Below are 26411 nucleotides of genomic sequence, written 5' to 3'. Positions count from 1 at the left end.
TCTCGATACAAGTGTCTTCTGTACCGGGACGGCAGAAACGACGACGAGTTCCGAACGCTCAGGCGACTTCGTCGGCGACGACGTCGATGACCGTGTCGAGGACGGCCGAGCGCTCGCCGGCGATGTACTCCAGCTTGCCGTCGCGGGCCGAGGTGGCCGTGAGGCCGGCGTTGGGCACCCACTCGCGGGCGCGGTCGGCGATGTCACGCACGTCGATCGGCGCGTCGCTACGGATGTGGAGTTCGTCGTCGGAGACGCCGATGACCGCGGCCACGTCGTCGCGGTGGCGGCGGTGGAGCTCGTCGAGCAGGAGTTCCGTCGGCGGGAACTCGTAGCGGTGGGTGAACGCGTCCGTGTCGAGGACGGCCACTTTCGTGTCGTCGAGCGTCTGCGTGTCGAGGTTGGCCTCGGCCGTCTCGACCTCCGCGTCGAGCTTCTGGCGGAACTGTTCGCTGACGTGGCCGGCGAGCCCGCCGTGGCCGTCGCCCTCGCCGAACAGCAGGTCGGTGATCAGCTCGCGCTTGTCCTCGTAGGACTGGTAGAACGCTTCCAGCGCGACCGCCTCGCGGACCTCGCGGGCCGCCTCGGCGTCGTAGCCCGCGTCGCTCGCGGCCTCGACGTACGCCTCGGGCGTGTCTTCCCAGAAGCTCACGGCCGGGAGGTGTCGGAGGTCCTCGCGCACGTCGTCGTTGACGTGCGCGGCGACGTTGGTGGCCAGCGTCGACGAGGTGGTATCGGGGGCGTCCTCGGCGGCTGGCGCGACGAGCGCACCGACCGTCTCGGCGACCTCGGGGTCGACCGCGACGTCGTCGACGAGCGCGCGCCCGGCGCCGTACAGGTCGAGCAGTTCGAAGCCGTCGAGCGAGCCGCTCGTGCCGCCGGCGGCGACGAAGACGAACAGCGGGAGCTTCTCGTCGTGGCGCTCGCGCGCTTCGAGCATTCGCGTCACGTCCTTGGTCGCGTCGTCCATGTCGTAGACGCCGCCTTCCAGCGGTCGGCGGTCGAAGTAGTGGTAGACCGCGTCGTGCTGGTCGTGCTGGTCGCGCACGAGCGGGAGCGTCGCCCGCTCCAGCGCGACGCCGGCGACGTAGCCGTCGGCGGTCGCGCTGTGGCGGACCACGACCGGCCGCTCTTCGAGCACCGCCTTCCGGACGGCCGTCGCGACCTCGCGGACACCGTCGGTCAGCCCCGCGACGACGTCGTCGTCGGCGATGGGGTCGACCGCGTCGGGCTCGGCCTGCGAGCGGAGCGCGTCCGCCAGTCGGTCCTCGACCGTCTCGCGCTCGTCGCCCTCGAGTTTGACGAGCGCCTCGGTCTCGACCTGGAGCTCGCCGCGGCGTTCGCGGACTTCGCCGTCCAGTCGAACCGCGTCGTCGCCGCCGATTTCGGGGTAGGCGCGGACGCCCGCTTCCTTGAACGCGGCGCACTCGACGCTGCCGGTCTCGTCGCGGACCTCGAAAACCGTCGGACCGCTGGTCTGGCGCGCGCTCTCGACGAGGCCCTCGAGACGGACCGTCTCGCCGACGCGGTCGGACAGCGTCTCGATAGCGACGTGGGACGGCTCTTCGGTTACGGCACTGGCGCCGCCGCCTCCGCCGCTCGCGGCGGTCGCACCGCCGTCGCCGCCGGACCCGCTCTCTGCCCCGGCCGCGGTCGCGGCAGACTCCGTCGTGGCCGCGGCGGTCGTCTCGGCGGGCTCCTCGTCGGTCTGGTCCGCATCCGCGTCTGCGTCTTCCGCCTCGCGGCCAGCGGCGGTGTCTCGACGGTCACTCTCGCTCTCGGAGCGGCTCGTCGCCTCGGCGGCGTCGTCGGACTGTTCGCGACCGGACGCGTCGGCAGCCGAATCGTCGTCGGCTGCCGCGTCCTCATTTCCCGATTCGTCCTCTTTGAGATACGGTGCGTCTTTCGCGGGGTCGTCGACGAGGGTGCCGCGGAACTCGTTCTCTGCCTGGCGGATGGACCAGCCGAGGTCGATGTTCCCGTTGTCACGCACCTGCTGTACCTGCACGAAGACGGTGTCGCCGGACTCCCAGTCGAGACTCTCCAGGCGTCGGTCGAGCTCGCTCCGGTGGAGCAGTCCGGTGACGCTGTCGCCGATGTCGACGAACACGCCGAACTCGGCGTACCCGTCGACGGTTCCGCGGTAGTAGCGATCGACCGTCAGCTGGTCGGGCTGGTTGCCTCGGAACTCGAAGACGACGTCTTCCTCGTGAAGGTCGCAGATGCGACCGTCGACAGACTTTCCGCAGATGATACACGAAGCCATTGGCAGGTAGAAACGGCCCGACCCTAAAACGGTTGTCGAAACGCGCTCGCCGTCGACCCGCGCACCCGACGACCGGTTCGACGCCGTGAGAGGTGCTCTATCGTCGGATCCGGCGGTACGGGAACCACGAATTCACTCGAAGACCGCGCTGTCGTCTTCGAGGCGTTCGATCCCGCGAGCCACCGCTCTGGCTTGCTCCGGGAACAGCGCCACTTCGACCTCGTTGCCGTCCTCGTCCTCGAAGGCGACCTTGACACGCTTGTCTCCGAACTCCCGGACGTCGACGCCCTCGACGTCGTAGAGCTTCGCCGTCGCCGTCTTGTTCGACGGCCCGACGTGCTTGATCGCGCCGTCTTTCACCTCGAACATGAACTCCTCCAGATCGAGACTGAGCATACCGTCGATCCGGCCGGCGCGCGCTTAAACTGCCGTGGTCCGACCGACGGCGGCGGTAGCGGACCCGACGACGGCTCAGGAGAGGCTCGCGACGACGTCCGCCCAGGTCAGCCCGGTCAGCGTCGAGAGCGCGGCGAACCCGCGGAAGCCGTAGCCGAAAACGAGCGCCGCGGGGATCGCCGCGAGCGCGCCCGCTTTCGGGAGCGAGACGCCGTGGACGTCGCTGATCCCGACGGCGAGGAGGACGCTCGCGTAGCCCGTCGCCGCGACGCGGACGAGCGGGAAGGGGAGGCCGGCGAAGACGCAGGGCGCCGTCGCGTAGGCGATCACCTGAACGGTCTCGCTGACGCCCGCGCGGTCGGGCGCGGTCGGGATGAGGATGAGCGTCTGGACGGCGGCGGTCAGGTGCAGCGCCGCCGGCGCGACGAAGACGACGGCGAGCGCGAGCACGAGTGCGGTCGACGCAAGCGGTCGCCCGCCGAAGACGGGGTAGGCGGCCGCGCCGGTGAGCACGCGTGTGAGTTCCTCGACGAACACGACCGTTCCCGCGAACACCAGTCCCGGCGCCTGGTCGCCCGGCGCGACGCCCGACCGGAACAGCCGCCGGGGTCGCACGAGTACCTCCGCCCACGCGCGAGCGAGCGCGCCCGGCCCGCGGTCCCGCCCGCCCGTCGGATTCTCGACCCACTGTGTCACGAGCGGAGGTTCGGCCGGTGCGCCCAAGGCCGTTGCGGGTTCGATCGCCGAGCGGCCGCTCGTCCCGTCGTGGATTTAAGTAGACGGAACGGCTATCGTGGATCGATGTACAGCGCCCGCGACCAGGTCGAGAACGCCGAGTGGCTCGACGAGATCGAGGCCATCGCCGAGCGCCTCGACCTGGACCCCGCAGTCCGCTCGCGTGCGTCCGACCTCTTCCTCTCGAACGTCCCCGACACCGACCGCTCGAAGCGGGCGGTGATGGCGACTAGCCTCTACGTCGCCGGACTGGTTGAGGGCCACCGCCGGAGCCAGAGCGTCATCGCCGACGCCGCCGACGTGTCCCGACTCACGATCCAGCAGCGCTGGAAGGACATCCTCGAAGGCGAAGGGCTGGACGCGCCGGGCTGGTAGCCCGTCGCGTTCGATAGAGCCTCGCGGAACCGATCCGTCGAATAGAATCAGGCGTCGTCGGTTTCGACGTCGGTCGGTTCGGCGTCCGCCGACCCGGTCGCGGAGGCCGCCGTCGCCGTGTCGACGTCGGTCTCGGTGGGTGCGTCTCGCCCCTCGCGCCCCGGTGTCAGGTTCCCGTGCTCGTCTATCTCGCCGCGGACGATGCGGGTGCTGGAGATGATCTCGCCGTCCTCGGCGTAGACGTGGTCGACGATCTCGATGTCGAGCGGGTCGATCCCGCGGTCGCGGCGGATCTCGTTGATGCGCTTGCCGCCGGTCTCGGTCTCCGGGGAGACGACGATGACGTCGAACTGCGGCTCGGGGGCGAACCCGGTGGGGTCGTCGATCTTCCGGATCTCGTAGTCGCGGCCGTGCTCGTCGGCGATGGCCGCGAGTTCGTCGTCGAGATCGCGTTCGCGCTGGTCGTACGGACGGACGTAGCGGTTCTCGTCCCGCAGCGTCGGCGCGAGCTCGTCGCTCGTCAGGCCCACCGTCGCGTCACCGAGTTCGAACGCGCGCTCGAACAGCGCGCGGTGCCCGTCGTGGACCGGGTCGAACGTTCCACCCAGCGCGACCTTCATACACGCTCAGTTGGTGGGTCCCCGGTAAAGTGCCTTCGGCTTCCCCCGAACTCCGCCGGTACGACCCGCAACTGAGAACGGAAATCGCCCGAACGGCTCAGTAGTCGTCGTGGTCCTCGTCGTCTGAATCGCCCGCTTGGGCGTCTTCCCCGTCCGCGCCCGCGTCGTCCCCTGTCTGGTCGGTGTCGCCGCCGTCCGTTCCCCCTTCGACGTCCCCCGCGCCGTCGGAGTGGTCCTCGACGGTGATAGTGACGGGCTCGGAGTCGACGGTCGGCTCGCCGTCGTCGCTCCCCAGGATCTGGTCGAGGTTGAAGACGGTGTTGAGCTCCTCCTGGACGTCGTCGACGACGTTGCCGACGAGTTCGCTCGGCGCCATCGCGCTGTACTCGTAGGGGTTGTTGCCGGCGCCGTCGTTCTCGCGCTTCTGGCGCATGACCTTCCCCTCGTCGTGGAGTTCGGCCAGCGCTTCCCGCACGGTGCTCGGATACAGCCCGGTCCCGTCGGAAATCTCGTCGCTCGTGCTGTCGCGGTTCTGCCGCAAGAAGACGTAGATGCGCGCCCGCGTCTCGGTCTCCAGTACCCACGAGAGCATGTCGACGATCCCTTCGTCGAACTGCGTCACGGCCTTGTCGGCCTCCTGTTCGAGCCGCTCGCGCACGTTCCCACCGTCGCCGTCAGGTAAGTCGGCGTCCGGCTGTTCGGTCCCCTCACCGTCGTCCGAAGGATCGTCTGTAGACATACGTCGCCTCTAGGAGGACGAAAGCCCCTGCCGGGTAAAAATCTTGCCGACGTTCCCGATTGCCGGTAATTACGGGAGTGCACGGGGACGGCGACCCGAACCGCGCCACCGAAGGAGCGCCTCGGTCGTTCCCTGCCGCCGCGGTCGCCTCACTGGTACTGGAGTCGGAGCGCGTCGCAGAGCGCGTCGACGCCTTCCTCCTCGCGGAGTCGCCGCTGACGTGCAGCACCGCTCTCGGCGTCGTAGAGGTCGGCGATCCCGTCGATCCCGAGCCGTTCGGCCTCCCGCTCGACTATCTCGCCCAGGCCCGCCGTCGACTCGAACTCCCTGTCCAGCAGGGGGGCGTCGCGGCCGTGGCGCATCGCCCGCCACTTGTTCTCGTCGTACAGCTCGCGGCGGAAGTCGCTCCCCGACTCGCCGTCCTCGTAGCGGGCGGCGAGGTCTTCGACGAGCGCGTGCGTGTACTCCACGAACGCGAGCACCCGGTCGGGGTCGGCCTGCCCGTCCGGGGTGCGAACCTCGACGGTGCCGTGGCCGGAATGGGGGCGCACGTCGAACCACAGTTCGCCGCGGTCGTCGATGCTCCCCGTCTCCAGCATCCGACGCTCGAAGTCGTCGAACGCCTGGTAGTCCTCGTAGGCGGTCGGCATCCCGGTGTTCGGGAGTCCCTCGAAGATCTTCGCGCGGGCCGACTGGAGCCCGGTGTCGAAGCCGTTCCAGTACGGCGAGTTCGCCGACAGCGCGAGCATGACCGGCAGGTGCCAGCGCAACTCGTTGGCGATCCAGACCGCCTTGTCCGCGTCGTCGACGCCGACGTGGACGTGCAGGCCCGCGGTCGTGTTGCGGTGCTGGGGGTACTGGATCCGGTCGAGCTGTGACTTGTAGCGCGGCTTCTCGGCGTGTTCGAGCTCGCGCCACTTCGCGAGCGGGTGGAGTCCGGCGGCGGCGATGTCGAAGCCGTGGGCGGTGGCGTGGTCGACCAGCGCCTCGCGGATCGCGAGCAGGTGCTCGCGGGCGTCGCCCAGTTCCTCGATGACAGGCGTCTGGGACTCGATGACGCATTTGAACAGTTCGTGGTCGAGCCGTCCCTCCAGTAGCTCTGGCGGGTCCGACTCGTAGACGAGTTCGTCCGTGCCCGAAGTGGGGCGGCCGTCCTCGTCGACGACGTAGTACTCCTCCTCGATGCCGATCGTACCCATCCGGCTAAAGGCGTCGCGCGAGCCCCGCTCGTCCATCGAGACGTACGTCGGGCCGACAGCGCTAAAAATTTCCCTTCTCCCGCGTGCGCCGTCCGTCGGCAGTTCCGAATTGGGACTCTCGCGGCTTCGAACTCGGACGGCGCGCTCGTGTAGCGACCCTCACCCGAACGAGCAACACAAGATATTTATCAGCATAACGGAGTTATCCGGCACAGATGCCCTCCATGATCGCGTTACAGTCCGGAGCAGCGGCGTTTTTCTTCCTGTTCGCCATCCTGGTGCTGGTCGTCTCGCTCGCGATGATCGTCTGGACGTACCAGGACGCACAGACGAACAGCAGCCAGCCGGCGTTCCTCTGGGCGCTCGTCGTCTTCTTCGCGCCGTTCCTAGGGTTCGTCCTGTACTTCCTCGTCGGTCGGGACAGGGTCTGAGCGGGAAGCCGATCAGTCCGTCCGCGAATCCCGCTTCCGAGCGCGGCGTCGGGCGAGTAAGCCGTCCCTCTCTCCCGAGCGGCCGCTCGCGGTCGCTCCGCTCGCCGACTATCGCGATGGCACCCGCTCGGCGTCGTTAGAGAGACGGTTTAGGTCAGCCAGCGATAGTCCACGTGGAAACCACGCGAACCGAAAGGTGCTGCTGACCGTGCCGTCTACTCGAATTTCTCTCCCGTCGACGGATAACACCTCCGGTACTCCGGTCGGTCTCCGAGCGCGAACCGCCCGCCCGTCAGGCGCAGCGCGCGAACCGCCCTCAGCGCGGCGTCGCGACGACGCCGAGGTGGTCGTCGTGGTGGGGCGTGAGCCGCTCGGTCTCCAGCACTTCGTAGGTCGATTCGAGCTCGTCGAGCACGTCCGCGAACACGTCTTCCGGGTCGCGGGTCACGTCCTCGCTCCGGGCCTTGATCGCGATCAGGAGTCGGCCGTCGTCGCGGAGGAACGTCTCGTTGGCCGTCGCTACCTTCGCTTGCCCGCGCGTGGCGACGTCCTGCACCACGACGTCGGCGGGTTCGACGACGTGGGCGTACGTCTCGGGCTTGCGGGCGTCCTTCAGGAGCGGGAAGAGGTTGTCGCGGGGGTCGGCGGCGTCGAGCAGGTCGCGCACGGGGCGCGCGGCGAACTCGACGCCGTAGGTCGGGCCGGCGAAGTCGGCGACGTGGCTGGCGGTCGTCCCGGCCGCGGCTCCCAGGTAGAGGACCGTCTCGCCGCCGGCGAGTCCGGTGTCCATCCCGAGTTCGAGCATCGCGCCGAGCTTCGACCGGTCGGGATTCCACGCGCGCCACTCGCCGTCGGTCGGTTCGCCGTAGACCGGTTCGCCCCGCGTCGCCAGTCGCTCGACCCCGTCGAACTCGCGCCGTTCGACGCCGTCGGGGAGGCCGCTCACGAGTCGTCACCCCCGTCGCCGCTGTCGTTCCCACCCGATGCGGTTCGGGCCCGGATGGTCGCGATGCGCTCGTCCAGTTCGGCGTCGAGTTCGGGCTTGCGGTCGCCGCTGTAGTGGTCGACGCGGGCGGCGAGCGTGAGCTTTCCCGCGAGCGCGCGGGCCGCAGACCCGCGCTCGTCCGGGTGCGTGCCGCGGACGTACTCGTGGGTGAAGATAACGCCGTGTTTCGGGGAACTCGCCGACCCGCGGAGGTGGGCGAACAGCGCGTCCTCGGCGCCGAGGACTTGGACGGTGCTGGACGGCTTCTTCGCCAGACTGTCGAGACCACCGGCCAGTGAGATCAGTCGGGCGGTGAGTACCGGCCCGGCCATCGCCGCGAGGTTTGGTGCGACTGTGGGCGTCGTCTCCTCGACGTACCGCCGTAGTTCGTCGGCTTCGTCGGCGAGGGCGGCTGTCCGCTCGGCGAGAGCGATGGGGCGCCGTTCCCCGGGGTCGGCGGGTTCTCGGTCCGCGGTCTCCGCGGCGAGTTCACGGGCGTACTCGACACCGGCCCCCGCGTCGTCGAAGCGGGTACCGGCCCACTCGGCGACGCGTTCGGCGAGTTCGTTCGCGGTGCGCTCGCAGTCGTCCATCGCGCGGACGGCGTGGATGAGCTGTTTGTCGTCCGCGCGCTCGCGCTCGTGGACGCCCTCCCGCGCGGCCGCCATCGTCGCGTCGTGGAGGCGCTCGTAGTAGTCGTCGGCGTCGTCGGCGAACCCCGACTCGACAGCGAGCGCCGACCACTCGGCGGGCTCCGTGGCCGATCCGGTCCGGATCCGCTCGACCGCAGCATCGGCGTCACCGGGGTCGAGCCCCGCGAACCAGCCGTCGTGTTCGGTCATATCTCACAGTCACCGCGCATTCCAAAAAGGACCCCGGTGTGGCCGTCTCACCGACTGCGCCGCTACCCGTCCCAGCACGCCAGTGTGACGCCCGAACGCGAGAGGTCGGCGTCGGGGAGGGTGCCGTGGCGGTCGGTCTCGGCCCGACGGAGTACCTCCTCGGAGACGAAGTAGTGTGCGTCGTAGAACGACTCCCGCGTCGTCGCGCCGGTGTCGGTCGCTCCGGTGGGCGTGTTCACCACCGTTCGCGTCCAGACGTGGACGCGCACGCGGAACCCGTCGTCGACCGATCTGACGGTGGTCCCCTGCAGCTCGACGGTCACGTCGCGGGCCCGCTCGCCGATCTCGTGGTTGTGAGCGAAGACCCGCTCGTACTCGCGGGCGAACTCCCCGACGGCTTCCGGGTTCCGGTCGGGTCGCTCGTCGGACAGCGGTTTCGGCGTCAGCCGATCGTTGCCTTCGGACGTCAGAAGTAGGTCGGTCTCGCACGGTTCGTCGGTCCGCGACTGGCTCGGTTCGGGGGCGTCCGTCGTCGCATCGGGGGACTGCCCTCCGATCGCGGCGCAACCGGCGGTGAGCGCCAGCGCCGCGACGAGAACGGCCGCGTGAACGCGCATGGCCGCCCGTTAGCGACGGGGGGCCAAGAGTCTTCAGTCGCGCATCGCTTCGAAGGGCTGGTCGCAGGCGTCGCAGTAGTGCATCGACCGGCAGAGCGACGGGCCTTTCGGGTGCTCGCGCGCCGTCTCGGTCGACCCGCAGTACGGGCACGCGACTGCCCCACCTTCACCACCGGCCTCGACGCTCGGGTCGGGTCGCCGGGCCATCAGACGCTCACTCCGAACTCGCGGAGTCGCTCGCGCCCGGCCTCCGTCACCATGTCCAGCGTCCACCCGGGCGACCAGACGAGGCGCACGTCGGCGTCGTCGACGCCCTCAGGGTTCGCGGCCGCCCGTTCGACCTCGTCTGTGAGCATCGACCGCGCGGGACAGCCGGTGTAGGTCAGCGTCATCTCGACCGTCGCGACGCCGTTGTCGACCGTCACGCCGTAGATCAGCCCGAGGTCGACGACGCTGACCGGCATCTCCGGGTCCTCGACCCCCCGAAGCGCGTCCCAGACCCGGGCTTCGGCTCCCTCCGCGTGGTTCCCCGTGGCCGGCAGTTCCCGGTCCACCCTCGATTTGATATCGCGATATTCAGTGTATGCGCACGCCGTCGGGTCCGACGCGTCCCCGTCCGACTGGTCGCTATTGGACACATCGGCGCCCGGATCGGCGTCGCTCACGCGCTCTCACCCCGGAGTCGCCGGACGTCGCTCCGACCGAGTTCGCGGTAGGTCTCGGTCAGCTCGTCGTGGAGTTCCGGCCAGTGGTCGGTGTGGCTCCCGTCGCGGCCCTTCTCGGGGGGAAGTACCTCCGCGGGATCGTCTCCCGGGTTCAGCGGTACCGATACGTCCAGGCTCTCCAGGAACGAGGCGACCGTATCGAGCCACTGCCGACGCATCGCGCCGAGGGACTCGCCGCGGAGTCCGTGCGCCCGGATCGCCGTCGCCTCCGGACCCGGAACCCACAGCGTCAACGCGTGCGGGAACAGCCGGTCGGTAGCCGTCTGGACGCGCTCTCGCCCGTCAGCGTCATCGCAGAGTCGTTCGAGCCAGGTCTGGGCGTGTTCGAGGTGGTACTCCTCTTCGCCCCGGATCTTCTCGATCGGGTCGACGAGCTCTCGAACGCCGGATTCGGCGACGGCGTCGAGGCGGAGCTCCTCGGCCACGTCGTAGAGATACCCTCGGACGATCGCGTCGGCCCAGTCGCCCTCCGCGAAGGGCAACTCGACGAGCGTGCTGTGACGGAAATTCCCGGGGTCGCGCTCCCAGACGAGTTCCTGCTCGCTGTAGCCGAGTTCGCCCAGCGCATCGAGCCACACGCGCGCGTGTCCGAGTTCGTCCTGGGCGATGTTCGAGAGCGACAGGTCCGATTCGAGCGTGGGTGCGACCACTTGCCACTCCGTGTAGCGTTCGGCGAGGACGAACTCGTCGTCCGCGAGCCTGAACAGGAGCGCCTCGGCCGCCGACCGTTCCTCCTCGTCCAGTTCTGTGACCGCTCGCAACTGCACCATCAGTTTCCACCTCTCGACTGCTCTGCGGCTGCCTGCTCTTTCTCGGAGTCCGCGACTTCCTCGGCGAAGCTGGCGTCGACGTTGTACGTCGTCGCCCAGCGGTAGGCCTTGTCCGTTCGGCCGCCGAAGGCGGTCTCGTCGGCGTCTATCTCGGTGACTTCGTCGCTCGGCACGACCCACAGGCTGTTCGTCGTCATCCGCCGCCCGTGCTGGATCTGGGCGAACAGCGTCGCCATCTCTCGGTCGGGTGCGTGGACGTCCCCGCAGTGTTTGTGGTACTTCCCGCGTCGCTCCTGTCTGAAGACCTCCCAGCGCATCCTCAGTCACCCCCGACGGCTTCCGTCGGGCTCCCCGAATCGTCCGCGTCGGCCGATTCCAGCGAGTCGCGGACCCACGCGACGGCGTCGCGGGCCGCTGCGCGGCCGTTGATCTGGTCGAGCCCTCCGGGATACTCGTTTTTCGCGATGGCGAAGAACTCGTCCCAGTCGAGGTCGTCTTCGACCACTTCGTAGTGGTCCTCGTCCTCGTGGTAGCGGATGCGGGGTTCGTCTGGAATCTCCAGCCCGTACTTGCGCGCCTTCGGGAGGTAGGCGTTGAGGAACTGGGTGCGCAGTTCGTCGTTGGTCATCGTCTTCAGGCCCACGTCGGCGGCGAAGTCGTGATGGGTGCTCTTGTCGTCCGTCGGCCCGAAGAACTGGAGGATGCGCGGCCACCACTCGTCGAAGGCTTCCTGGAGGAGGCGCTGCTCTTTGCGCGATCCCGCGGCGAGTTCGCGCATGATGTCCTCACCGTGTTTGACGTGGAACCCCTCCTCGAAGCAGATCTTGTCCATCGCGTGGGCGTAGGGCGTCCAGCTCGACTGTTTGAGCGTGGCTTGCCGTTTCATCGCCGCGCCGTCGACGAAGAAGGCGATCATCGGCGTCTCCGCCCAGTCGGTCATCTCGTAGTGGAAGCAGTTGAGGAACTTCCCGTCGCCGCGGGCAAGCTCGTCCAGCATCTCCTCGCGGGTCTTGACGCCCAGTGCCTCGGCCGCGCGGTAGAGGAGCTGTCCGTGGCCGATCTCGTCCTGAACCTTCGCGCTGAACGCCAGTTTCCGGTCGATACTCGGCGACTGTCGAATGAAGGGTTTCTCCAGATACGCGCCCATGATCTCGCTGTTCGCGTGGAACTGGAGCATTCGCGTCGCCGCCTTCCGGTACTCCTCGGGCATGTCGTCGGCCGGCCCGAACTCCCTCGGGCCAGACCGCCGCTCGACTGCCTCAATATCCATATTAATCGTTATGGTTCTGCAGCGGGTACGTATTGACCCGGTTATATCGCGGGTTTATGTCTCCGGAGGGCCAACGATCCGGGGATGATCGACCAGTGTCTCGCCGTGGAGTTCCGGGTCACCGGGGACGATTGCCCGGTCGCGCGGGCGTCTGCGGTCGCTGGCGCGACGGTCGATGCGCGGCCGCCCCAGCTCCGCGCCGACGGCAACGCGCTGGTCCACTGCAGCGGCCCTGTCGACTCCGGCGTCGCGGCGGCGCTCGACGCCGACGACCGCGTCCGCTACCTCCACGTCGCGCGGACGGACGGCCGCGAGACCTACCGCTGTCTCTCCAAGGCACCCTGCGTGGTCCACGACCTGACGAACGCGGGGTTTCTCGCGGAGTCACTGCGATATCGGGGCGGCGAGGAGTTCCACAGCGGGACGGTCGTCGGCCGCGAGGTACTGCAGGGCGTGCTCGAAGCGGCCGGCGACGCGGTGGGCGTCACCATCGAACGGGCCACGCCGCTCGGTTCCGACGGCGAGCCGTCCGTCGCTGCCCACTGGAACCTCACGCCGGCCCAGGTGGAAGCCATCGAGGTCGGGCTGGCGACCGGTTACTTCGCGGTCCCCCGCGAGGCGACGGCCGCCGAGGCGGCCGCCGAACTCGGGATCAGCAAGTCCGCCTTCCTCGAACGCGTCCACCGGGCGCAGACGTCGATATTCGGCCAGATCTTCGGGTGAGCCGGCGTCTGATCTGGGAACGATGCGTCCGCACGGCGGGGAACGATAAACGGATACGCGCTATATAGATTCGCTGTCGGCGTCGCAGTAAGCGCGCTCTCGCCGGGCAGACAGACTTGCGCGGGCGGAGTGGTGCCGGAAATTCCCCGATCGTTTGTGGCTGTTCAACGGGGAGCGTCAGTCGCAGGTTCGATAACATATATCATGCACGGGGGCTTACGCCGTGTTATGGCTTCTCCTGAGCCGACGGGCCAGTGGTGGGCCGCGGAGCAGTCTTACACCGACGAGGTCGTCGGATCGGACACGCTCGCGGCGATGTTCGAATCCGCGGCCGATCGGTACGCCCAGACCCCGGCCCAGCGGTACAAAGGCAGCGTCTACGACAGGTCGCTCGCGCCGGAGGTGATCCCCGAAGCTCCGCCCGGGGAGTTCACCGACATCACATACATCGAGATGCGGGCGATCGTCCGCCGACTCGCCGCCGGGTTCCGCGATCTCGGCGTCGAGGCGGGCGACCGCGTGGCGATATTCGCCGAGACGCGGATGGAATGGGCGCTCGCCGACTTCGCGGTGCTGGCGGCCGGCGGCGTCGTGACCACCGTCTACACGGACTCCTCGCCGAAGCAGGTCCGGTACCTGCTCGACGATCCGGACGCGACGGGCGTCGTGGCCGGGAGCGAATCGCTCCTCGAACGCGTTCACGAGGTCGAGGAGGACCTCGATCTGTCCTTCTCGGTCGTCATGGACGAGTGCGCCCCGGACGGCCCGGCCCCCGACCGCGACGACGTGTTGACGATGGCCGAACTGCACGACCGCGGCGACGAGGGCTTCGACCTGGAGACTTACGAGTCGTGGATCGCCGAGCGCGACCCCGAGGACCTGGCGAGCATCATCTACACCTCGGGGACCACCGGCCAGCCCAAGGGCGTGCAACTCACCCACCGAAACTTCCGGGCGAACGTCAACCAGTGTCGCAAGCGGATGGGGCCGCGACCGGACAAGGGCGACGTGCCGGTCCTCGACGACAGCTCGCGGTCTATCTCCTTCCTCCCGCTCGCACACGTCTTCGAGCGGCTCTCGGGACACTTCCTGATGTTCGCGTCCGGCGCGGCGGTCGGGTACGCCGAGAGCCCGGACACCCTCCCCGAGGATCTCGAACTGCTCCGACCGACCTCGGGCGCTAGCGTCCCGCGAGTGTACGAGCGCATCTTCGACAACATGCGCGAACAGGCGAGCGAATCGGCCGCAAAAGAGCGGATCTTCGAGTGGGCCGTCGACGTGGCGCGCGACTACGCCCGGGCCGACGACCCCGGGATCGCCCTCCGAGCGAAACACCGGATCGCCGACCGACTCGTCTACTCGACGGTCAAAACGCGCCTCGGCGGGGCAGTCGAGTTCCTCGTCAGCGGCGGCGGCAGCCTCAGTCAGGACCTCGCCGAGATGTTCCTCGGTATGGGCATCCCGGTCGTCGAAGGCTACGGCCTCACCGAGACGGCGCCGGTCATCTCGGTCAATCCGCCGGAGGCGATCCGTCCGGGGACGATGGGGCCACCCGTCGTCGACGTCGAGGCGCGGGTCGACGAGTCGGCCGTCGGTCCCGATCAGTTCCCCGAGGCCGAGGGCCCGGTCGGCGAACTGGAAGTGAAGGGGCCGAACGTCACCGACGGGTACTGGAACGCGGAGGCGGAGACCGACGCCGCGTTCACCGAAGACGGGTACTTCCGAACGGGTGACATCGTCGAGATAACGTCCGAGGGGTACCTCCGCTACAAGGACCGCCTGAAACAGCTCGTCGTCCTCTCGACGGGGAAGAACGTCGCACCGGGACCGATCGAGGACCGCTTCGCCACCAGCGACCGCGTCGACCAGCTGATGGTCGTCGGCGACGAGCGCAAGTTTATCGGCGCCGTCGTGGTCCCCAACTTCGAGGCGCTCCGCCGATGGGCCGACCGCGAAGGCATCGACCTGCCCGCCGACGACGAGGCCGTCTGTCACGACGAGCGCGCCCGCGAGTGGGTCGGCGAGGCCATCGAAGCGGTGAACGCGGAGTTAGAGCGCGTCGAGCGGATCAAGCGATTCGAACTCGTCCCGCGAGAGTGGACCGCCGAGAACGACCTGCTCACGCCCTCGATGAAGAAGAAACGGCGGAACATCCGACACGTCCACGACGACGCCATCGAGCGGATCTACGAGGAACCGCCCCGTGCGGAGGCGGACTGATGCCGGCACGCGCCGCCCGACAGTCACCGGCGGACGCGTCGGACGGAGCGATGACGTAACCGCTTTGCCGGATGCACGCACAGTAGACCGTATGACACCGAGCAGCGGGGGATACGACGTGATCGTCCTGGGGGTCGGGGGTGTCGGGAGCGCGGCCACCTACCACCTCGCGCGGCGAGACGCCGACGTGCTGGGCCTCGAACGGTTCGACGTGCCCCACGCCCGCGGCTCGTCGCACGGTCGAACGAGGCTCCTCCAGCGACTGCTCGACGTCGACCCCGCCACGATGGCGCTGGCGGACCGCGCGCACGAGGGCTGGCACGCCCTCGAACGCGAGACGGGCGCCGACCTCGTGACCGACACCGGGTCGCTGGCGGTCGCCGTCGGGGACGACGAACCGGTCGCGAGCGCCCGGCGCGCCTGCGAACGTCACGGTCTGGAGTTCGACACGCTCACCGCCGACGAACTGTCCGACCGGTTTCCCGTCTACGACTTCCCCCAGGGTGCCGAGGCGCTCTATCAGCCCGATGGCGCGGTCGTCGCGTCCGAGCGCGGCGTCGTCGCCCACGTCTCCGCGGCGCTCTCCGAGGGCGCGACGGTGCAGGCGCGCGAGCGCGTCGTCGATTGGTCTCGGACCGAGGGCGGCGTCCGCGTCGACACGGACCGCGACTCGTACCTGACCGACCGCCTCGTCGTGACCGCCGGCCCCTGGGCGGCCGATGCAGTGGACCCCCTCGACGGCGTCGTCGAACCGTGCCGCCACGCGACCGCGTGGTTCGCTCCCGGTCGCGGAGCCGACCGAACGGTGGACCCGGGCGGGACGGCCGACAGCGATGGGGCCGCGGAGGCCGACAGCGATGGGGGCCCGGAAGCCGACGGCGGACTCACCCCCTTCGTCGCCACCGTCGACGGGGAGAACTACTACGGCGTCCCCGGCGTGTCCCTTCCGGGCATGAAGTTCGGACGCGCCGACTTTCGCCCGACGGAACCGGACAACCTGTCCGGACCGACGCAGGCCGACGAGCGGCCGCTCCGGGCGTTCGCCGACCGGTACGTGCCCGGCGCGGCCGGGTCGACCCTCCGTCTCGACACGGGTCTGGTCACCAACTCGCCCGACGGGCAGTTCGTCGTCGACACGCTCGCGGATGGACGCGTCGCCGTCGCCGCCGGGCTCTCCGGCCGGGGGTACAAGTTCGCGCCGGCGCTCGGGGAGGTGCTCGCGGACCTGACCCTCGACGGCGAGACCGACGCCGACGTCTCCGCGTACGCGCTCGACCGGTTCGACTGACACAGTAGCTTTAACTCGCTTTCGCCCGATCGATAGCCGTAGCCGGCAGAGTCGAGACGGTCGCCGAACGGGTGGGTTCCGTAATCGGCAGACGGCTCCGGACCGGTCTAGCGCGGTCGGGTGAGGTGTCAGGAACGGATGGACGACTCGGCACGAACCGACGGGTGGAGGAGCGGAGCCAGTGGCACCTCCGAACCGGGAGCTCGTCGCCGAACTGATCGACTGCGGTCGCGGCTGGCGTCCGGGCGGGCGGGAGGTGCGGATGAGCGATCCCGATGAGCCGCGGGATCCCGATGACTCGGGCAACCCTGACGACCGACAGACGGTCCCTGGCCCGACAGCCCAGGACTCGAACGATGGGACAGAAGCGGTCGATACCGACCCGAACAACGGTGACGCACCTGGATCGGCGGAGTCGGCCGACAGCGATTCGCCCGAGTCCACAGGAACGGTCGGCGGCGACGACTCCCCCGCCGACGACGACGAAGACGACGGGCGCCGTCGGCGACTACTCCTGTTTCTGTTACTGTTGTTGCTCGGGATCTTCGGCGCCGGTATCGGGACGTTCGTCCTCGACGATATGCCGGACACGGCGCCCGGCCCCCAGACGCCGACGGGGACCGAGGCGCCCGAGACGGTCGGGGAAGTCTCACTGACCGCCGACGCGGACGCCACGCTCCTCCGCGCGGAGGGGGTCGTACCGGGCGATGCGGGTACCTCGCGGCTGCCGCTCCGAAACGACGGGACGGCGACGGGGCAGCTCGCCGTCGTGTCCTTCACCGTCGAAAGCGGGGAGAACGGGATCACGAGTGCGGAGGCGAGGGTGGACGACTCCGCGGCGGCGGGCGAACTGGCGGAGAACCTGCTCGTCCGACTCTCGGTGCGATACTCCGACGGCGAGACTGTCCGAGTGTTCGGCAGTGACGCGTTCGTGCCGCTCGCGGACGTAGAGGTGCGTAATCGGACAGTCGGCCCCCTCGCCGCGGGCGAGGAGGCGACGGTCGTCTTCGAGTGGCGGTTGCCGACCGATACCGGCAACGAGGTGCAGAGCGACACCGCTCGCTTCGATGTCGTGTTCGGTCTCAGAAGTTCGACCGACGAAACGCCCGATCAGTGAAAGAGGAGCCCGAGGTTGTGAACGGTCGTGTAGGCCCCGACGGCTGCCAACAGGAGCGGCGGCGCGTAGAACATCAGCCTGTCGTCGTCGCCGACGCCCGCCCAGAGGCTGATCCCGATGCAGGTGTAGATAACCAGTAGTTTCAGCGCGAGGAACCCGCCTCCGCCGAAGGCCATGATCGCCTGCCTGATGACGGGGTTCGCCTCCGTGGTGAGCGGACTGAAGTAGACGAGCGCGATCGTCGTGACGACATCGCCGACGCCGTACGTGGCGAGCGCGAGCAGCCAGACGCGTGAGAACGACACCTCGTCGAACGGCGTCCGATCGAGAGTGAGCCAGGAGGGCTCCGCTGTTGCCATTACTACTGACACGTCTCTGGACAGGGTTATACTCTTGTGCCCAGCAATCAGAATTGATATTCGTCCCTCGAAGAGCTCGGATACTGGTACGTAGGAGCGCCTATACCGGAAAATCCCCATTCTCGACATTGAAGCAAATGTGGCGCAAGAGGAGACGGAAGAATTCGGACGATTTCTCAGCCACTCACGGCGTCGCTATCGGGATCTTCCGTGACGTTGGACGGAGTGTACGTGAGGATTCCGTCTCTGTCGTTCACGGAGATACCGTCGACGTGGATCGTCGTATCCGAGCTATCGACGTTGAGATCTGCCGTCGCCTGACCGTTCGTCGAGGTGAGCGACGCCCCGTCGAGGTACATGTCTCCGTTCGAATTGAGCGAAATATCTCCGTTACGGGATTCGATAGTCGCCCTGTTTGCGGTCAGTTCACTCGAGGCAGTGACCGTTATGTCTTCGTTTCTCGAGTAGATGTCTGAATCGCTGATGTCGACGTTCTCACCAGAGATGGTGATTTCACTGTTACGCGATTCTATCGTTGATCCCACGGCCTTCACGTTGCCAGAGGTACTGATAGTGACCTCTCCGTTGCGAGAACTGATACTGCTTCCGTCGATGACGATATCGCCACCGGTCGCTGTTAGTTCTACCTCAGCGTTCCTCGATCCGATATCGACGGCACTTCGAATACTGTTCGCCGTAATAGTGACCTCCCCATTCCGATCGTACACTTCGTCTATGTCTCCAGGGATGACGAGATTCGCGGTTTCGTCTTCGAATTCCGTGAGTTCGTCCGCAGTGTACGTGCCTTCTCCGTCGTCGTACTGTCCGTTTCCGTTCGCGTCGTTATACGCATTGTTCCCGGGGGGGCCGTTCCCCGGATTGCCGCCCCCGCCGTTGTTACCGTTGAACGAGTTCGCGGCCTGAACGCTCCCGGTCGCTTGCTCGGTATCGACGAAGTATCCGTACGTCGTGGCGCTCCCGGCGGAGACCAACAGGACTGCGCACGCGACGACCGCGAACCACCGCGCCGAGGAAGTCATTCGGTCTCACCGTCTGCTTCAGTGTTCGGTTCGTCACCACCGCTGGCGACGAATAGGTCCCACAGTTCGGTCACCGCCAGCAGCGAGGCCGGAACGATCACCAGGAGCGCGATTCCCAGATCGGTCCCGGCGAACGAGACGACGTATCCGATAAGGGGAACGGAAAATGCGACCCGACCGATGACCCGACTCGCCGAGACGAGATCCGCATCCGGTTCCTCGTTCGCGTCTCCTTTGGTTCTGAACTGTGGCTGGCCGTCCCGCTCCACGACCTCGACGACGCGATGGGTGACGCGACCCTCGCCGTCCACGTTCCGGAAGGTGATCACGTCGTCTTTCCCGATCTGACCCGTGGGCACGTCGTCCACGTACACCACCGATCCGGCGCCGATAGCCGGCGACATGCTGTCCGAGAGCACGACGTAACTCTCGTCGGCGCCCACGAGCTGCGGGACCGCCGCGCTGACGAAGAGGAACACGACAGCCACACCGATGACTGTCCCGAGTAGCTTGGCAGCTCGCCGCCAGTCGAACCGGTCGACGATGTCACCGAGTTTCATTCAGGCGTGTCCCTCCTGGATCAGTCGGAACGTGAGGTCGAACGAGAAGCCGTCGCTCTGGGCCATGTTGCTCGTGTCGTTCGGGAGACGCCACTCGACGGTGAACGGGATCGAGTCGCCACCTTGAATGGTCGAAGACGCCGTGTAGGTCTGCCCCTCGGCGAGCAGGTCAGCGCCCGTCCACCCGACGATCTCAGTCCCGTCGAGCGAGGCTCGTATCTCGAGGTATTCGTCGAGTTCGCCGTCGTTCGGCGATCCGTCCTGGCCGTTCTCCTTCCCGTAGAAGCCGTTCTCGGTCGAACTGACGCCCGCGACCTCTATCTCCGGGACGCCCGGAATCGTCCCCGCGTTTCCGAGTGAGACCGTCGCGCTCCCCTGCTCGCCCGGCGTGACGTCCGTCTGATTCAGGAACGTCACCGTCTGATTCTCGCCGTCGAGAGTGAGATCGAGCGTCCCTGCTTGGACGGCATTGTCCGAACTCGACTCGGTGTCCGAGAAGGCGGCCATCGTCCCGGCGCCGGCGGCGGTGCCTCCGAGACCAACAGCTACGGCCGCACCGAGCACCTGCCTGCGCGATAATCGGATCTGGTCGGTCATTCGGGTCTGCGATCGACTGTCCGGTCGACGACGAAATCGGACCTGAGACGAGTCGTTACGCCTGGTTCAGGGTGAAGTCGAAGTCGAGGCTCACGGAGTCGGTTTGGATCTCGTTCCCGGCGTCAGAGATGGAGTACGAGAGGTTGAAATCCGTCGATCCCCCCGCGTTCAGCGTTTGGCCTGACACGATCGTTTGATCGGCGCTCAAGTCCCCGATGGTGTCGGTAAACTCGTCGTTTCCTCCGAGGGTAACCGTGATAGTGAGTGCGTCCTCCAGTTCAACGCCCTGTCCCTCGTCGGGCGCTGAGCCTTCGGGATCGGGGGTCCCGTTCTCGCTCGAATCTATCGCGGCGACACTGATGTCCAGCGTTCCGTCGACAGACCCGGCGTTCGCGAGCGTGATAGCGTCTCCGCTCCCGGAACCATTCGGAACAGCGTCGGTCACTGAGAGTACGGTCACGGGATCGCTTCCGCTGTTCACAGTCAGATCCAGTGTCCCGGCGGACACCGAGTTGTCGTTACTCGATTCAGTGTCGCTGAACGCCGCGAACGTCCCCGCACCCGCGGCGGCCGCGGCCGCGCCCACTGTCACTATACCACCCAGTACTCGCCGTCGATTGAGTTCTATCTTGCTTTCGTCGTCGGACATAGTTTCACCCGTCAGGAGATCGACCCCGCGCCCACCGCAGGACCGACCCACCCCTGACACCGTTGTATACGATACCTATCTTCTAACTATACTGCAATAAAAGCCTAGCGGCTTTCTCTGGCGCTGAAAACGCCGATTTCAGCACAATTGGTACTATCACGAAGAAATGACGATCGAAACTGTCGGTGGAAAATGATAATTCGGGATGGCGACGTGGGAAGGTGGGACGAACGGCTCAGGCGAGCCACTCGTCGGGCTTCGTGTCGTAGTCGATGTCGTCGGCGGCGAGGTGGTCGACGGCGTCCCACGGGAGTTCCTCGACGGTCACCTCGTCGCCGTCGTAGCGGATCAGTCGCCCGACCTCTTCGGGTTCGGGCTCGCGATCGCGGCGCTTGGCGACCTCGACGTCGTGCTCGTCGAACTCCTTGACGATGGTCTTGAGGTTCACCGGCCGGCCCCACAGCTCGAACACGCGCTTGAGGACGTCCTTGGCCTGCCCGATGTCGAGCATGACGCCGTTGTACTGGTGGGCCAGCAGGAGTTCGTTGCGGTTGTTGTAGTTGCCGTCCTCGACGACGACGGTGGGCTTGCCGAAGTTGGTGAACTGCAGCATCAGCTTCTTCTTGACGTCGCGGTAGTCCACCGAGGTGACGCGGTAGTCGCCGGTCGACTGGGTGTACTCGTAGGTGAAGTACTCGTTCTCGTCGACGAACTCCTGGGTGAGGAACTCGTCGAGGAACGTCACGTCGTTGTGACTCTCGCGGATCTCCCGCATCCGGTCCCAGCCGCGGGCGTAGTCGATGTCCGCGAGGGCGTCTTCGACCGACGCGTAGCGCGAGTCGTCGAACATGTACCGTGAGACCCGCTCTAACTCTTCTTGGCTGACCCGCGAGAGGAACCCGCGGTTCTGGGGCTTGGTCAGCGAGTAGTGCCGTTCGGCCAGCCCCTCGTAGGTGAGCACTTTCCACGGGTAGGTCTCGACGTCCACGGTTCCGTCGCCCTCCTTGGCTGCTTCGAGCGCGTCCGCGTCGATCCGCGGGTCCTCGGAGTCCAGACTGTCGAGGTGGGCGACCACCGACGCGACCTCGGGATCGGGTTCGATCAGGTCGAGCACCTGCCCAAAGTCGACGGTGTCGTGGAAGTTGCGCCAGGTGACGCCCTCGACGCGGAGGAGGCGCTCGACGACCTCGCGGCGGTTGGTGGCGTTCTCGACGTACTGCCAGATCTCCAGGCCGAGCTTGTAGGGGTTGAGTCCGGAGGAGCCGAGGACCTTCGCCATGTGGTCGGCGTAGAGGACGAACTCGTCGTCGCCGGCGAAGTTCTCGCCGGTCATCATCGCCGACTCCCAGTAGGCGGCCCACCCCTCGTTCATCACTTTCGTCATCTTCTGGGGCGCGAAGTAGTACGCCTCCCGGCGGAGCATCTCCAGGATCTCCTTCTGCCAGTCCTCCATTTCGTCGGCCCTGGCGGCGTCCTCGCGGTACTGCATGCCGTGTTTGCGGAGGAACCCGAGCACGTCCTTCTCCGGTTCGGCGGGGAAGGTGGCGCCCTCCTCGTCGTCGCTCTGGGCTTCCAGCCACTCCTCGGTGAACACCTGCCCCTTGACCTCGTCGGACAGATCGAGCTCTTCGAGCTGTTCGGCGACGTCGGCGGTGTCGCGCTCGTCGATCAGGTCGATGCGGGTGTCGATGGGTTCGTAGGGGACGTGCTGGTCGATGTTGTCCTCCAGCGTGAGGACGTGGTCGATCCACTTCTCGACCTCGCCGCGGTCGATCTCGGGGTCGGTCATGAACGCCTCGATGGCGTCGGCGTGGCGGGCGAGCATCGCGGCGGCGTTGGGGTTCTCGGCGAACATGCCGAACCACTCGTTGTTCGCGAAGAAGTCGGCGTGGGCCTCGACGTGAGTGATGACCGCCTTCTGGTCGGCCAGGGTATTCGACTCCTGGAGGAAGGCGTGGCTCGGGTCGTCGTTGTTGACGATCTCGAAGGCCTTGCCGCCGAGGAACTGCCCCTGTTTCTGCTGGCGGTCGTACTGCATGCCCCACCGCCAGTGGGGGTAGCGCTGCTGGAACCCGCCGTAGGCGATGAGCTCGTTCATCTCGTCGTAGTCGACGATCCAGTAGTTCACCTCGTAGGGGTCCAGGCCGAACTTGCGGGCGAGGGTGCCCGCCTCGTCGACGGGCTCCTCGAGGTCGGCGGCGATGCGCTGGGCCTCGATCCGGTCGCTCATCGGTCTGCTCATTGTGCTTCCTCCTCGGTGCTGAGGATCTCGTAGATGGCGTCGACGACGTCGTCCGGGCTGGAGACGTAGGCGACCGCCACGTCGTTGGCGTCGCGGAAGTTCCGCTCGACCTCCTCGGCGTGGGTCGCGTTGATGGCGTTCCCGCTCGGCTGGGTCTCCACGTACGCGTGGAGGTTGGCGGGGATCTGCTCCATCAGCGGGACGACGTACTCCTCGGTGTCGTTGGAGGAGTTCTCGGAGTCGCCCGCCGCGAACACGTAGCGGTTCCACTCGCTCCAGGGGTACTCTTCCAGGAGCTCCGCAGCCAACTCGTAGGCGCTGGAGATGCGCGTCCCGCCGCCCGAGCGGATGCCGAAGAACTCGTCGCGCTCGACCTCCCACGCGTCGGCGTCGTGGGCGATGTAGACGAACTCGGCGTTGTCGTACTTGCCCTGGAGGTACCAGTCCAGCGGCGTGAACGTCCGCTCGACGAGTTCGCGCTTCTTCTGGCGCATCGATCCCGACACGTCGCGGATGTTGACGACGACGACGTTCTTCTCGCGCTCCTCGACGATCTCGGGGTAGCGGTACCGCTCGTCCTCGCGGCGGAAGGGCACTTCTTCGATCCCCTCCCGGCGGATGCGCTGGGCGGTGTCGACCCGCTCCGTGTTGGCCTCCATCTCGTCGAGGCTGGCCCAGGTCGTCTTCTCGCCGTCGGGAATCTCGTCGTAGGCCTCGTCGATCCAGGCCCGGGAGACGGGCATGTTCTCGCCGCGGGCCCACTCGAAGACCTTCGCCGGCCCCCAGCCGTCGATCTTCAGGGCCTCGCGGACGTAGTCGCGGTCGAAGTCCATCGCGAGCTTGCGCTTGAGCCCCTGCTTGAACAGCCGCTCGAAGTCCAGCGTCGACGTGGGGCCCGAGCGCGTGATGTCCGTGAAGTCGCCCTCGGTCTCCTCGATCACCTTCTTGCCCTTGGGGTCGAGGTCGAGGCCGAGTTGCTCGTCTAACTCCTGGGCGAACTCCTCGGGGTCCATCTCGTAGTACTCGTGGTCGACCCCCTCCTCGCCGGGGTCACCGTCGTCGTCACCGTCGTCGCCCGGCTGGGGCTCGGCCTCGACGGGGTCGCCCTCTTCGGCGTCACCCTGGCCGACGCCGCCCTTGTCGCGCTGGTCGTACGCGAACTCCGGGAGGTCGACGATCTTGATCGGGACGCGCACGGAGTCCGGGCGGCTCTGGCCCAGGTCGCCGTACTGGATGAACTCCGAGAGGTCCTGCCGGCGGTTCTCGCCGACTTCCCGGTAGCGCTCTACGTCGTCTCTCAGTCCCATCGTTCACCTCGGGCGCTCGCCGCCCGGCGTCGTGCCGGCGGCGTGGGCGCGGTTTTCAGTCCCATTTGTAACTCACCTGACTCATGACGTGGCGGCTGGTCAGCTCCGCGGAGGCCTCGCTGTAGTCGAACATGTCCTGCATGTTCTCGACGGTCTTCGCCTTCAGGTCGGCCGTCTCGGTGCCGCTCGGCGGCTCGTCCCACTGGCGCGGGTCGAAGTCCTCGTAGGTTCGTTTGACGTCGTCCCACGAGTGGCTCCCGAGGACGGTCTGGATGACCGGGATCTCCTTCGGGGAGACGTCCTCGACGCGGAACTCCTCGTCGCGGCGCTGCCAGGCGTGGCGATTCAGCGCGGTGATGATCTTGTCCTCGCGGAACGCCTCGACGGCGTCGCCGGGCAGGTTGCCGGCGTAGTCCTCGTCGTCGAACCGGCCCAGGTGCTCGATCTCGAACACCTTCATCTTCAGCGGGTCGGGGTCGACGTACTCGCCGCGGTCGTTCTCGATCTGCTCGTCGGTCGACCACGCGTAGACGTGCTCGATGTACTCCTCGACGGTCTCCTCGTCGACGCGCTTGTCCCGCATCATCGCGTCGAGCACGTCGCCCTCCTGCTGACCGAAGACGTGGTTTTTCACGGGCACGACGCGCTCCTCGAAGTCTGCCGCCTCGGCGTTCGAGAAGACCGGCGCCGTCGAGAGGTCCTCGGCCATCGCGTTGAGGATGTCGCGGGGCATCACGACGTGTTCGACCGACAGGTCGCCGTGGTGGCGGTCCTGTTCGCGGTGGAAGAGGTCGGCGATCACGTCCCGGGTGAACGTCACCGGGATGCCGTGGCTCCCGTCGGATCCCCCGTCGGCGAACTCGAACTCGTCGGCGTCGATCCGCTCGTCGCCCTCCTGGAGGTACCCCCGGTCGAACAGCAGGGCCTTGTCCACGAGGTCGTGGCCGTTGGGCAGGTCGCTCACGTCGAGGCGCGTCACGACCGCGTAGAGGGCGGCCGCTTCGAGCGCGTGGGGCGCCAGCTCCTTCGCGTTGACCTCGTCGTTCTCGTCGCGGACGTGGACCGTCAGCGGCTCCTGGATCCACTCTTCGAGTTCGCCCCAGGAGTCGGCGTCCCACACCTCCGTCTCGTCGGTGAGCTCCCGGCGGAGGAGTTCGGTCTCCAGCGAGAGGTTGGTGAGGTAGGTGAACTCGTGTTTGTCGAGGCGGCGCTTGAGCGCCTTCAGCGGGTCCTGGCCCTCGCGGTCGGCGTGCTGGTTGAGTTGGGCTTCGAGGTCGGGGTTGGAGATGATGATCAGCTGCGTGTCGATGTCCATCCCGATGCCCTTGTCCAGCTTGACCGACTTCTCGTCGGGGACGTTCAGCAGCTTCTGGAGCAGGTCGGCGTGCTGGGCGGCGTCCTCGACGACGGTGAGGAGGCCGTTGCCCTGCGAGAGCACGCCGTCGTAGCTGAACGCCTGTGGATTCTTGCGGCCCCGCGAATCCAGTTCCTGGAGCATCCCGCGCATCCACGATCCGACGAGTCGCTCTTTGGGTGGGCCGTCGTCCTCGGAGTGGAGGACGCCGATGCCCTGGCCCACGTCGACGACGTAGTTCTTCACGCGGAGGTGCTGCGGATCGGTGATCGCCGAGAACAGCTCCTCGACCCCTTCCCGGCGATAGTTCTCTTCGAGGTACTCGTATGCCTCGCGGCAGAACGGGTCGAGCCGGCCCTCGACGCGGATCGGGATGTGGTCGTCGAGGTTCTCGTTGATCTGGGCGACCAGGTCCTCGCGCACGTCTTCGGGGAAGACCGTGAGCGGGTGGGCCTGGACGGGGCTCTCGTACCAGTCGTCCTCGTCTGCGACCGGTTCGTCTGCGTACGTGAGGCCGGCGCCGCCGCTGCCGGCCCCGGCGACGTTCCACTCGACGGTGTAGCGGCGGCCCTCGTCGGTCTTGGAGTACTCGCGCAGCCCGTTGATGAGGCAGCGCTTGAGCTCCGATTTCCCGGTCGCCGTGGGGCCGTCGAGCCAGACGATCTTCTCGTCTTTGCCGCGGCCGGCGGCGATCGACCGGAGGTCGTCGACGAAGGCGTTGAGCACCTCGGTGTTGCCGAGGATGGCGTGTTCGCCGTCGTTGTGGGGGTCGTCGAAGAAGCGATAGCGCTCCTTCTGGTCGCCCTCCTCGATGACGGTGCGGGTCCCCGCGGCCTCGATTGCGCTGAGCAGGTACTTCGAGGCGTGGGCGGCCAGCGCGGGTTCGTCGAGGACGAGGTCGACGTACTCGGCGAGGCTCCGCGGCGCCTCGTAGGTGCGGTCGAGCGACCGGTCGGCCTCGCCGATGAAGTCGTGACCGCTCATA

General features: G+C 67.3%; 27 protein-coding genes and 1 pseudogene. 6 read left to right on the top strand and 22 right to left on the bottom strand.

Annotated features, from left to right (window positions below; genetic code table 11):
• Positions 1–58: 58 nt before the first annotated feature.
• The 3 genes from ACMGFH_RS07945 to ACMGFH_RS07935 form a co-directional block, all read right to left on the bottom strand.
• Complete coding sequence (locus ACMGFH_RS07945) at positions 59–2266, bottom strand: DHH family phosphoesterase (RefSeq protein ID WP_415382419.1); 2208 nt, start codon at positions 2264–2266, stop codon at positions 59–61.
• Positions 2267–2398: 132 nt separating this feature from the next.
• Positions 2399–2662, bottom strand: coding sequence for a hypothetical protein (locus ACMGFH_RS07940; RefSeq protein ID WP_415382417.1), 264 nt, complete (start codon positions 2660–2662; stop codon positions 2399–2401).
• Between the two features lie 75 nt (positions 2663–2737).
• Positions 2738–3358 carry a YIP1 family protein gene (locus ACMGFH_RS07935; protein WP_415382416.1) on the bottom strand — a complete coding sequence of 207 codons (621 nt, stop codon included), beginning with the start codon at positions 3356–3358 and terminating at the stop codon, positions 2738–2740.
• Positions 3359–3463: 105 nt separating this feature from the next.
• Here ACMGFH_RS07935 and ACMGFH_RS07930 point away from each other — a divergent pair, with 105 nt between their 5' ends.
• On the top strand, positions 3464–3772 hold the full coding sequence (locus tag ACMGFH_RS07930; protein WP_415382414.1) for a transcription initiation factor IIB family protein: 309 nt from the start codon (positions 3464–3466) through the stop codon (positions 3770–3772).
• Positions 3773–3912: 140 nt separating this feature from the next.
• On the opposite strand, the pseudogene ACMGFH_RS07925 reads toward ACMGFH_RS07930, so the two are convergent.
• The 3 genes and pseudogenes from ACMGFH_RS07925 to ACMGFH_RS07915 form a co-directional block, all read right to left on the bottom strand.
• Positions 3913–4392, bottom strand: a pseudogene (locus tag ACMGFH_RS07925) (phosphopantetheine adenylyltransferase); the annotation flags it as partial.
• A 97-nt stretch (positions 4393–4489) separates the two neighbouring features.
• Entirely contained in the window at positions 4490–5131 is a 642-nt protein-coding gene (locus ACMGFH_RS07920; protein WP_415382412.1) for a helix-turn-helix domain-containing protein, read from the bottom strand.
• A gap of 149 nt (positions 5132–5280) precedes the next feature.
• Positions 5281–6366 (bottom strand): glutamate--cysteine ligase, encoded by a 1086-nt coding sequence (locus ACMGFH_RS07915; protein ID WP_415382410.1) that lies wholly within the window; start codon positions 6364–6366, stop codon positions 5281–5283.
• Between the two features lie 179 nt (positions 6367–6545).
• On the opposite strand from ACMGFH_RS07915, the gene ACMGFH_RS07910 reads away from it, so the two are divergent.
• On the top strand, positions 6546–6761 hold the full coding sequence (locus tag ACMGFH_RS07910; RefSeq protein ID WP_415382408.1) for a PLDc N-terminal domain-containing protein: 216 nt from the start codon (positions 6546–6548) through the stop codon (positions 6759–6761).
• 316 nt (positions 6762–7077) lie between these two features.
• Here ACMGFH_RS07910 and ACMGFH_RS07905 read toward each other — a convergent pair whose 3' ends face one another.
• The 8 genes from ACMGFH_RS07905 to paaA form a co-directional block, all read right to left on the bottom strand.
• Positions 7078–7707: a fibrillarin-like rRNA/tRNA 2'-O-methyltransferase gene (locus ACMGFH_RS07905; protein ID WP_415382407.1), complete on the bottom strand. Its 630-nt coding sequence runs from the start codon at positions 7705–7707 to the stop codon at positions 7078–7080.
• Entirely contained in the window at positions 7704–8588 is an 885-nt protein-coding gene (locus tag ACMGFH_RS07900; protein ID WP_415382406.1) for an NOP5/NOP56 family protein, read from the bottom strand. Before ACMGFH_RS07900 ends, ACMGFH_RS07905 begins: the two co-directional genes overlap by 4 nt.
• A 62-nt stretch (positions 8589–8650) precedes the next feature.
• Positions 8651–9205, bottom strand: coding sequence for a hypothetical protein (locus ACMGFH_RS07895; protein ID WP_415382405.1), 555 nt, complete (start codon positions 9203–9205; stop codon positions 8651–8653).
• A 33-nt stretch (positions 9206–9238) separates the two neighbouring features.
• Positions 9239–9412, bottom strand: a complete 174-nt coding sequence (gene paaE / locus ACMGFH_RS07890; RefSeq protein ID WP_415382403.1) for a 1,2-phenylacetyl-CoA epoxidase subunit PaaE — start codon at positions 9410–9412, stop codon at positions 9239–9241.
• Positions 9412–9843, bottom strand: a complete 432-nt coding sequence (gene paaD, locus ACMGFH_RS07885; RefSeq protein WP_415383219.1) for a 1,2-phenylacetyl-CoA epoxidase subunit PaaD — start codon at positions 9841–9843, stop codon at positions 9412–9414. Before paaD ends, paaE begins: the two co-directional genes overlap by 1 nt.
• Positions 9844–9866: 23 nt before the next feature.
• Positions 9867–10700 carry a 1,2-phenylacetyl-CoA epoxidase subunit PaaC gene (paaC, locus tag ACMGFH_RS07880; protein WP_415382401.1) on the bottom strand — a complete coding sequence of 278 codons (834 nt, stop codon included), beginning with the start codon at positions 10698–10700 and terminating at the stop codon, positions 9867–9869.
• Entirely contained in the window at positions 10700–11017 is a 318-nt protein-coding gene (gene paaB, locus ACMGFH_RS07875) for a 1,2-phenylacetyl-CoA epoxidase subunit PaaB (RefSeq protein ID WP_415382399.1), read from the bottom strand. The genes paaC and paaB overlap by 1 nt, the downstream gene beginning before the upstream one ends.
• Before the next feature lie 2 nt (positions 11018–11019).
• Positions 11020–11970 carry a 1,2-phenylacetyl-CoA epoxidase subunit PaaA gene (gene paaA, locus ACMGFH_RS07870; protein ID WP_415382398.1) on the bottom strand — a complete coding sequence of 317 codons (951 nt, stop codon included), beginning with the start codon at positions 11968–11970 and terminating at the stop codon, positions 11020–11022.
• A gap of 84 nt (positions 11971–12054) precedes the next feature.
• Between paaA and ACMGFH_RS07865 the strand changes: the two genes are divergently transcribed.
• The 4 genes from ACMGFH_RS07865 (at position 12055) to ACMGFH_RS07850 (ending at position 17318) form a co-directional block, all read left to right on the top strand.
• Complete coding sequence (locus tag ACMGFH_RS07865; protein WP_415382396.1) at positions 12055–12693, top strand: helix-turn-helix domain-containing protein; 639 nt, start codon at positions 12055–12057, stop codon at positions 12691–12693.
• A gap of 228 nt (positions 12694–12921) precedes the next feature.
• Positions 12922–14913 carry an AMP-dependent synthetase/ligase gene (locus ACMGFH_RS07860; protein ID WP_415382395.1) on the top strand — a complete coding sequence of 664 codons (1992 nt, stop codon included), beginning with the start codon at positions 12922–12924 and terminating at the stop codon, positions 14911–14913.
• Positions 14914–15004: 91 nt separating this feature from the next.
• Positions 15005–16201 carry an FAD-dependent oxidoreductase gene (locus ACMGFH_RS07855; protein WP_415382394.1) on the top strand — a complete coding sequence of 399 codons (1197 nt, stop codon included), beginning with the start codon at positions 15005–15007 and terminating at the stop codon, positions 16199–16201.
• A gap of 181 nt (positions 16202–16382) precedes the next feature.
• Positions 16383–17318 (top strand): hypothetical protein, encoded by a 936-nt coding sequence (locus ACMGFH_RS07850; protein ID WP_415382393.1) that lies wholly within the window; start codon positions 16383–16385, stop codon positions 17316–17318.
• Here the strand turns inward: ACMGFH_RS07850 and ACMGFH_RS07845 are convergent.
• The 8 genes from ACMGFH_RS07845 to ACMGFH_RS07810 form a co-directional block, all read right to left on the bottom strand.
• A complete protein-coding gene (locus ACMGFH_RS07845) occupies positions 17312–17677 on the bottom strand; it encodes a hypothetical protein (RefSeq protein ID WP_415382392.1) in 366 nt (121 codons plus the stop codon). The two genes, ACMGFH_RS07850 and ACMGFH_RS07845, sit on opposite strands and share 7 nt — an antisense overlap.
• 176 nt (positions 17678–17853) lie before the next feature.
• Positions 17854–18717, bottom strand: a complete 864-nt coding sequence (locus ACMGFH_RS07840; RefSeq protein WP_415382391.1) for a hypothetical protein — start codon at positions 18715–18717, stop codon at positions 17854–17856.
• Positions 18714–19277, bottom strand: coding sequence for a signal peptidase I (locus tag ACMGFH_RS07835; RefSeq protein WP_415382390.1), 564 nt, complete (start codon positions 19275–19277; stop codon positions 18714–18716). The genes ACMGFH_RS07840 and ACMGFH_RS07835 overlap by 4 nt, the downstream gene beginning before the upstream one ends.
• A complete protein-coding gene (locus tag ACMGFH_RS07830; protein ID WP_415382389.1) occupies positions 19278–19874 on the bottom strand; it encodes a TasA family protein in 597 nt (198 codons plus the stop codon).
• A gap of 55 nt (positions 19875–19929) precedes the next feature.
• Positions 19930–20523 carry a TasA family protein gene (locus tag ACMGFH_RS07825; protein ID WP_415382388.1) on the bottom strand — a complete coding sequence of 198 codons (594 nt, stop codon included), beginning with the start codon at positions 20521–20523 and terminating at the stop codon, positions 19930–19932.
• A 235-nt stretch (positions 20524–20758) separates the two neighbouring features.
• Positions 20759–22753, bottom strand: a complete 1995-nt coding sequence (locus tag ACMGFH_RS07820; protein ID WP_415383217.1) for a SpoVR family protein — start codon at positions 22751–22753, stop codon at positions 20759–20761.
• 8 nt (positions 22754–22761) lie between these two features.
• Entirely contained in the window at positions 22762–24072 is a 1311-nt protein-coding gene (locus ACMGFH_RS07815) for a YeaH/YhbH family protein (RefSeq protein WP_415382387.1), read from the bottom strand.
• A 55-nt stretch (positions 24073–24127) separates the two neighbouring features.
• Complete coding sequence (locus ACMGFH_RS07810; RefSeq protein WP_415382385.1) at positions 24128–26410, bottom strand: PrkA family serine protein kinase; 2283 nt, start codon at positions 26408–26410, stop codon at positions 24128–24130.
• Position 26411 lies beyond the last annotated feature (1 nt).

The organism is Halosimplex rarum (assembly GCF_047715405.1).
Classification (GTDB): domain Archaea; phylum Halobacteriota; class Halobacteria; order Halobacteriales; family Haloarculaceae; genus Halosimplex; species Halosimplex rarum.
Note: the sequence above shows the minus strand (reverse complement) of the source record. Positions and strands in the feature narration are given on the sequence as shown.

What these genes read in the sequence shown, in the direction of transcription:
- ACMGFH_RS07945 (WP_415382419.1), bottom strand. Translation starts at nt 2,266, where the DNA reads ATGGCTTCGTGTATCATCTGCGGAAAGTCTGTCGACGGTCGCATCTGC.
- ACMGFH_RS07940 (WP_415382417.1), bottom strand. Translation starts at nt 2,662, where the DNA reads ATGCTCAGTCTCGATCTGGAGGAGTTCATGTTCGAGGTGAAAGACGGC.
- ACMGFH_RS07930 (WP_415382414.1), top strand. Translation starts at nt 3,464, where the DNA reads ATGTACAGCGCCCGCGACCAGGTCGAGAACGCCGAGTGGCTCGACGAG.
- ACMGFH_RS07920 (WP_415382412.1), bottom strand. Translation starts at nt 5,131, where the DNA reads ATGTCTACAGACGATCCTTCGGACGACGGTGAGGGGACCGAACAGCCG.
- ACMGFH_RS07915 (WP_415382410.1), bottom strand. Translation starts at nt 6,366, where the DNA reads ATGGACGAGCGGGGCTCGCGCGACGCCTTTAGCCGGATGGGTACGATC.
- ACMGFH_RS07910 (WP_415382408.1), top strand. Translation starts at nt 6,546, where the DNA reads ATGCCCTCCATGATCGCGTTACAGTCCGGAGCAGCGGCGTTTTTCTTC.
- ACMGFH_RS07900 (WP_415382406.1), bottom strand. Translation starts at nt 8,588, where the DNA reads ATGACCGAACACGACGGCTGGTTCGCGGGGCTCGACCCCGGTGACGCC.
- ACMGFH_RS07895 (WP_415382405.1), bottom strand. Translation starts at nt 9,205, where the DNA reads ATGCGCGTTCACGCGGCCGTTCTCGTCGCGGCGCTGGCGCTCACCGCC.
- paaE (WP_415382403.1), bottom strand. Translation starts at nt 9,412, where the DNA reads ATGGCCCGGCGACCCGACCCGAGCGTCGAGGCCGGTGGTGAAGGTGGG.
- paaC (WP_415382401.1), bottom strand. Translation starts at nt 10,700, where the DNA reads ATGGTGCAGTTGCGAGCGGTCACAGAACTGGACGAGGAGGAACGGTCG.
- paaB (WP_415382399.1), bottom strand. Translation starts at nt 11,017, where the DNA reads ATGCGCTGGGAGGTCTTCAGACAGGAGCGACGCGGGAAGTACCACAAA.
- paaA (WP_415382398.1), bottom strand. Translation starts at nt 11,970, where the DNA reads ATGGATATTGAGGCAGTCGAGCGGCGGTCTGGCCCGAGGGAGTTCGGG.
- ACMGFH_RS07865 (WP_415382396.1), top strand. Translation starts at nt 12,055, where the DNA reads ATGATCGACCAGTGTCTCGCCGTGGAGTTCCGGGTCACCGGGGACGAT.
- ACMGFH_RS07860 (WP_415382395.1), top strand. Translation starts at nt 12,922, where the DNA reads ATGGCTTCTCCTGAGCCGACGGGCCAGTGGTGGGCCGCGGAGCAGTCT.
- ACMGFH_RS07855 (WP_415382394.1), top strand. Translation starts at nt 15,005, where the DNA reads ATGACACCGAGCAGCGGGGGATACGACGTGATCGTCCTGGGGGTCGGG.
- ACMGFH_RS07845 (WP_415382392.1), bottom strand. Translation starts at nt 17,677, where the DNA reads ATGGCAACAGCGGAGCCCTCCTGGCTCACTCTCGATCGGACGCCGTTC.
- ACMGFH_RS07840 (WP_415382391.1), bottom strand. Translation starts at nt 18,717, where the DNA reads ATGACTTCCTCGGCGCGGTGGTTCGCGGTCGTCGCGTGCGCAGTCCTG.
- ACMGFH_RS07835 (WP_415382390.1), bottom strand. Translation starts at nt 19,277, where the DNA reads ATGAAACTCGGTGACATCGTCGACCGGTTCGACTGGCGGCGAGCTGCC.
- ACMGFH_RS07830 (WP_415382389.1), bottom strand. Translation starts at nt 19,874, where the DNA reads ATGACCGACCAGATCCGATTATCGCGCAGGCAGGTGCTCGGTGCGGCC.
- ACMGFH_RS07825 (WP_415382388.1), bottom strand. Translation starts at nt 20,523, where the DNA reads ATGTCCGACGACGAAAGCAAGATAGAACTCAATCGACGGCGAGTACTG.
- ACMGFH_RS07820 (WP_415383217.1), bottom strand. Translation starts at nt 22,753, where the DNA reads ATGAGCGACCGGATCGAGGCCCAGCGCATCGCCGCCGACCTCGAGGAG.
- ACMGFH_RS07815 (WP_415382387.1), bottom strand. Translation starts at nt 24,072, where the DNA reads ATGGGACTGAGAGACGACGTAGAGCGCTACCGGGAAGTCGGCGAGAAC.
- ACMGFH_RS07810 (WP_415382385.1), bottom strand. Translation starts at nt 26,410, where the DNA reads ATGAGCGGTCACGACTTCATCGGCGAGGCCGACCGGTCGCTCGACCGC.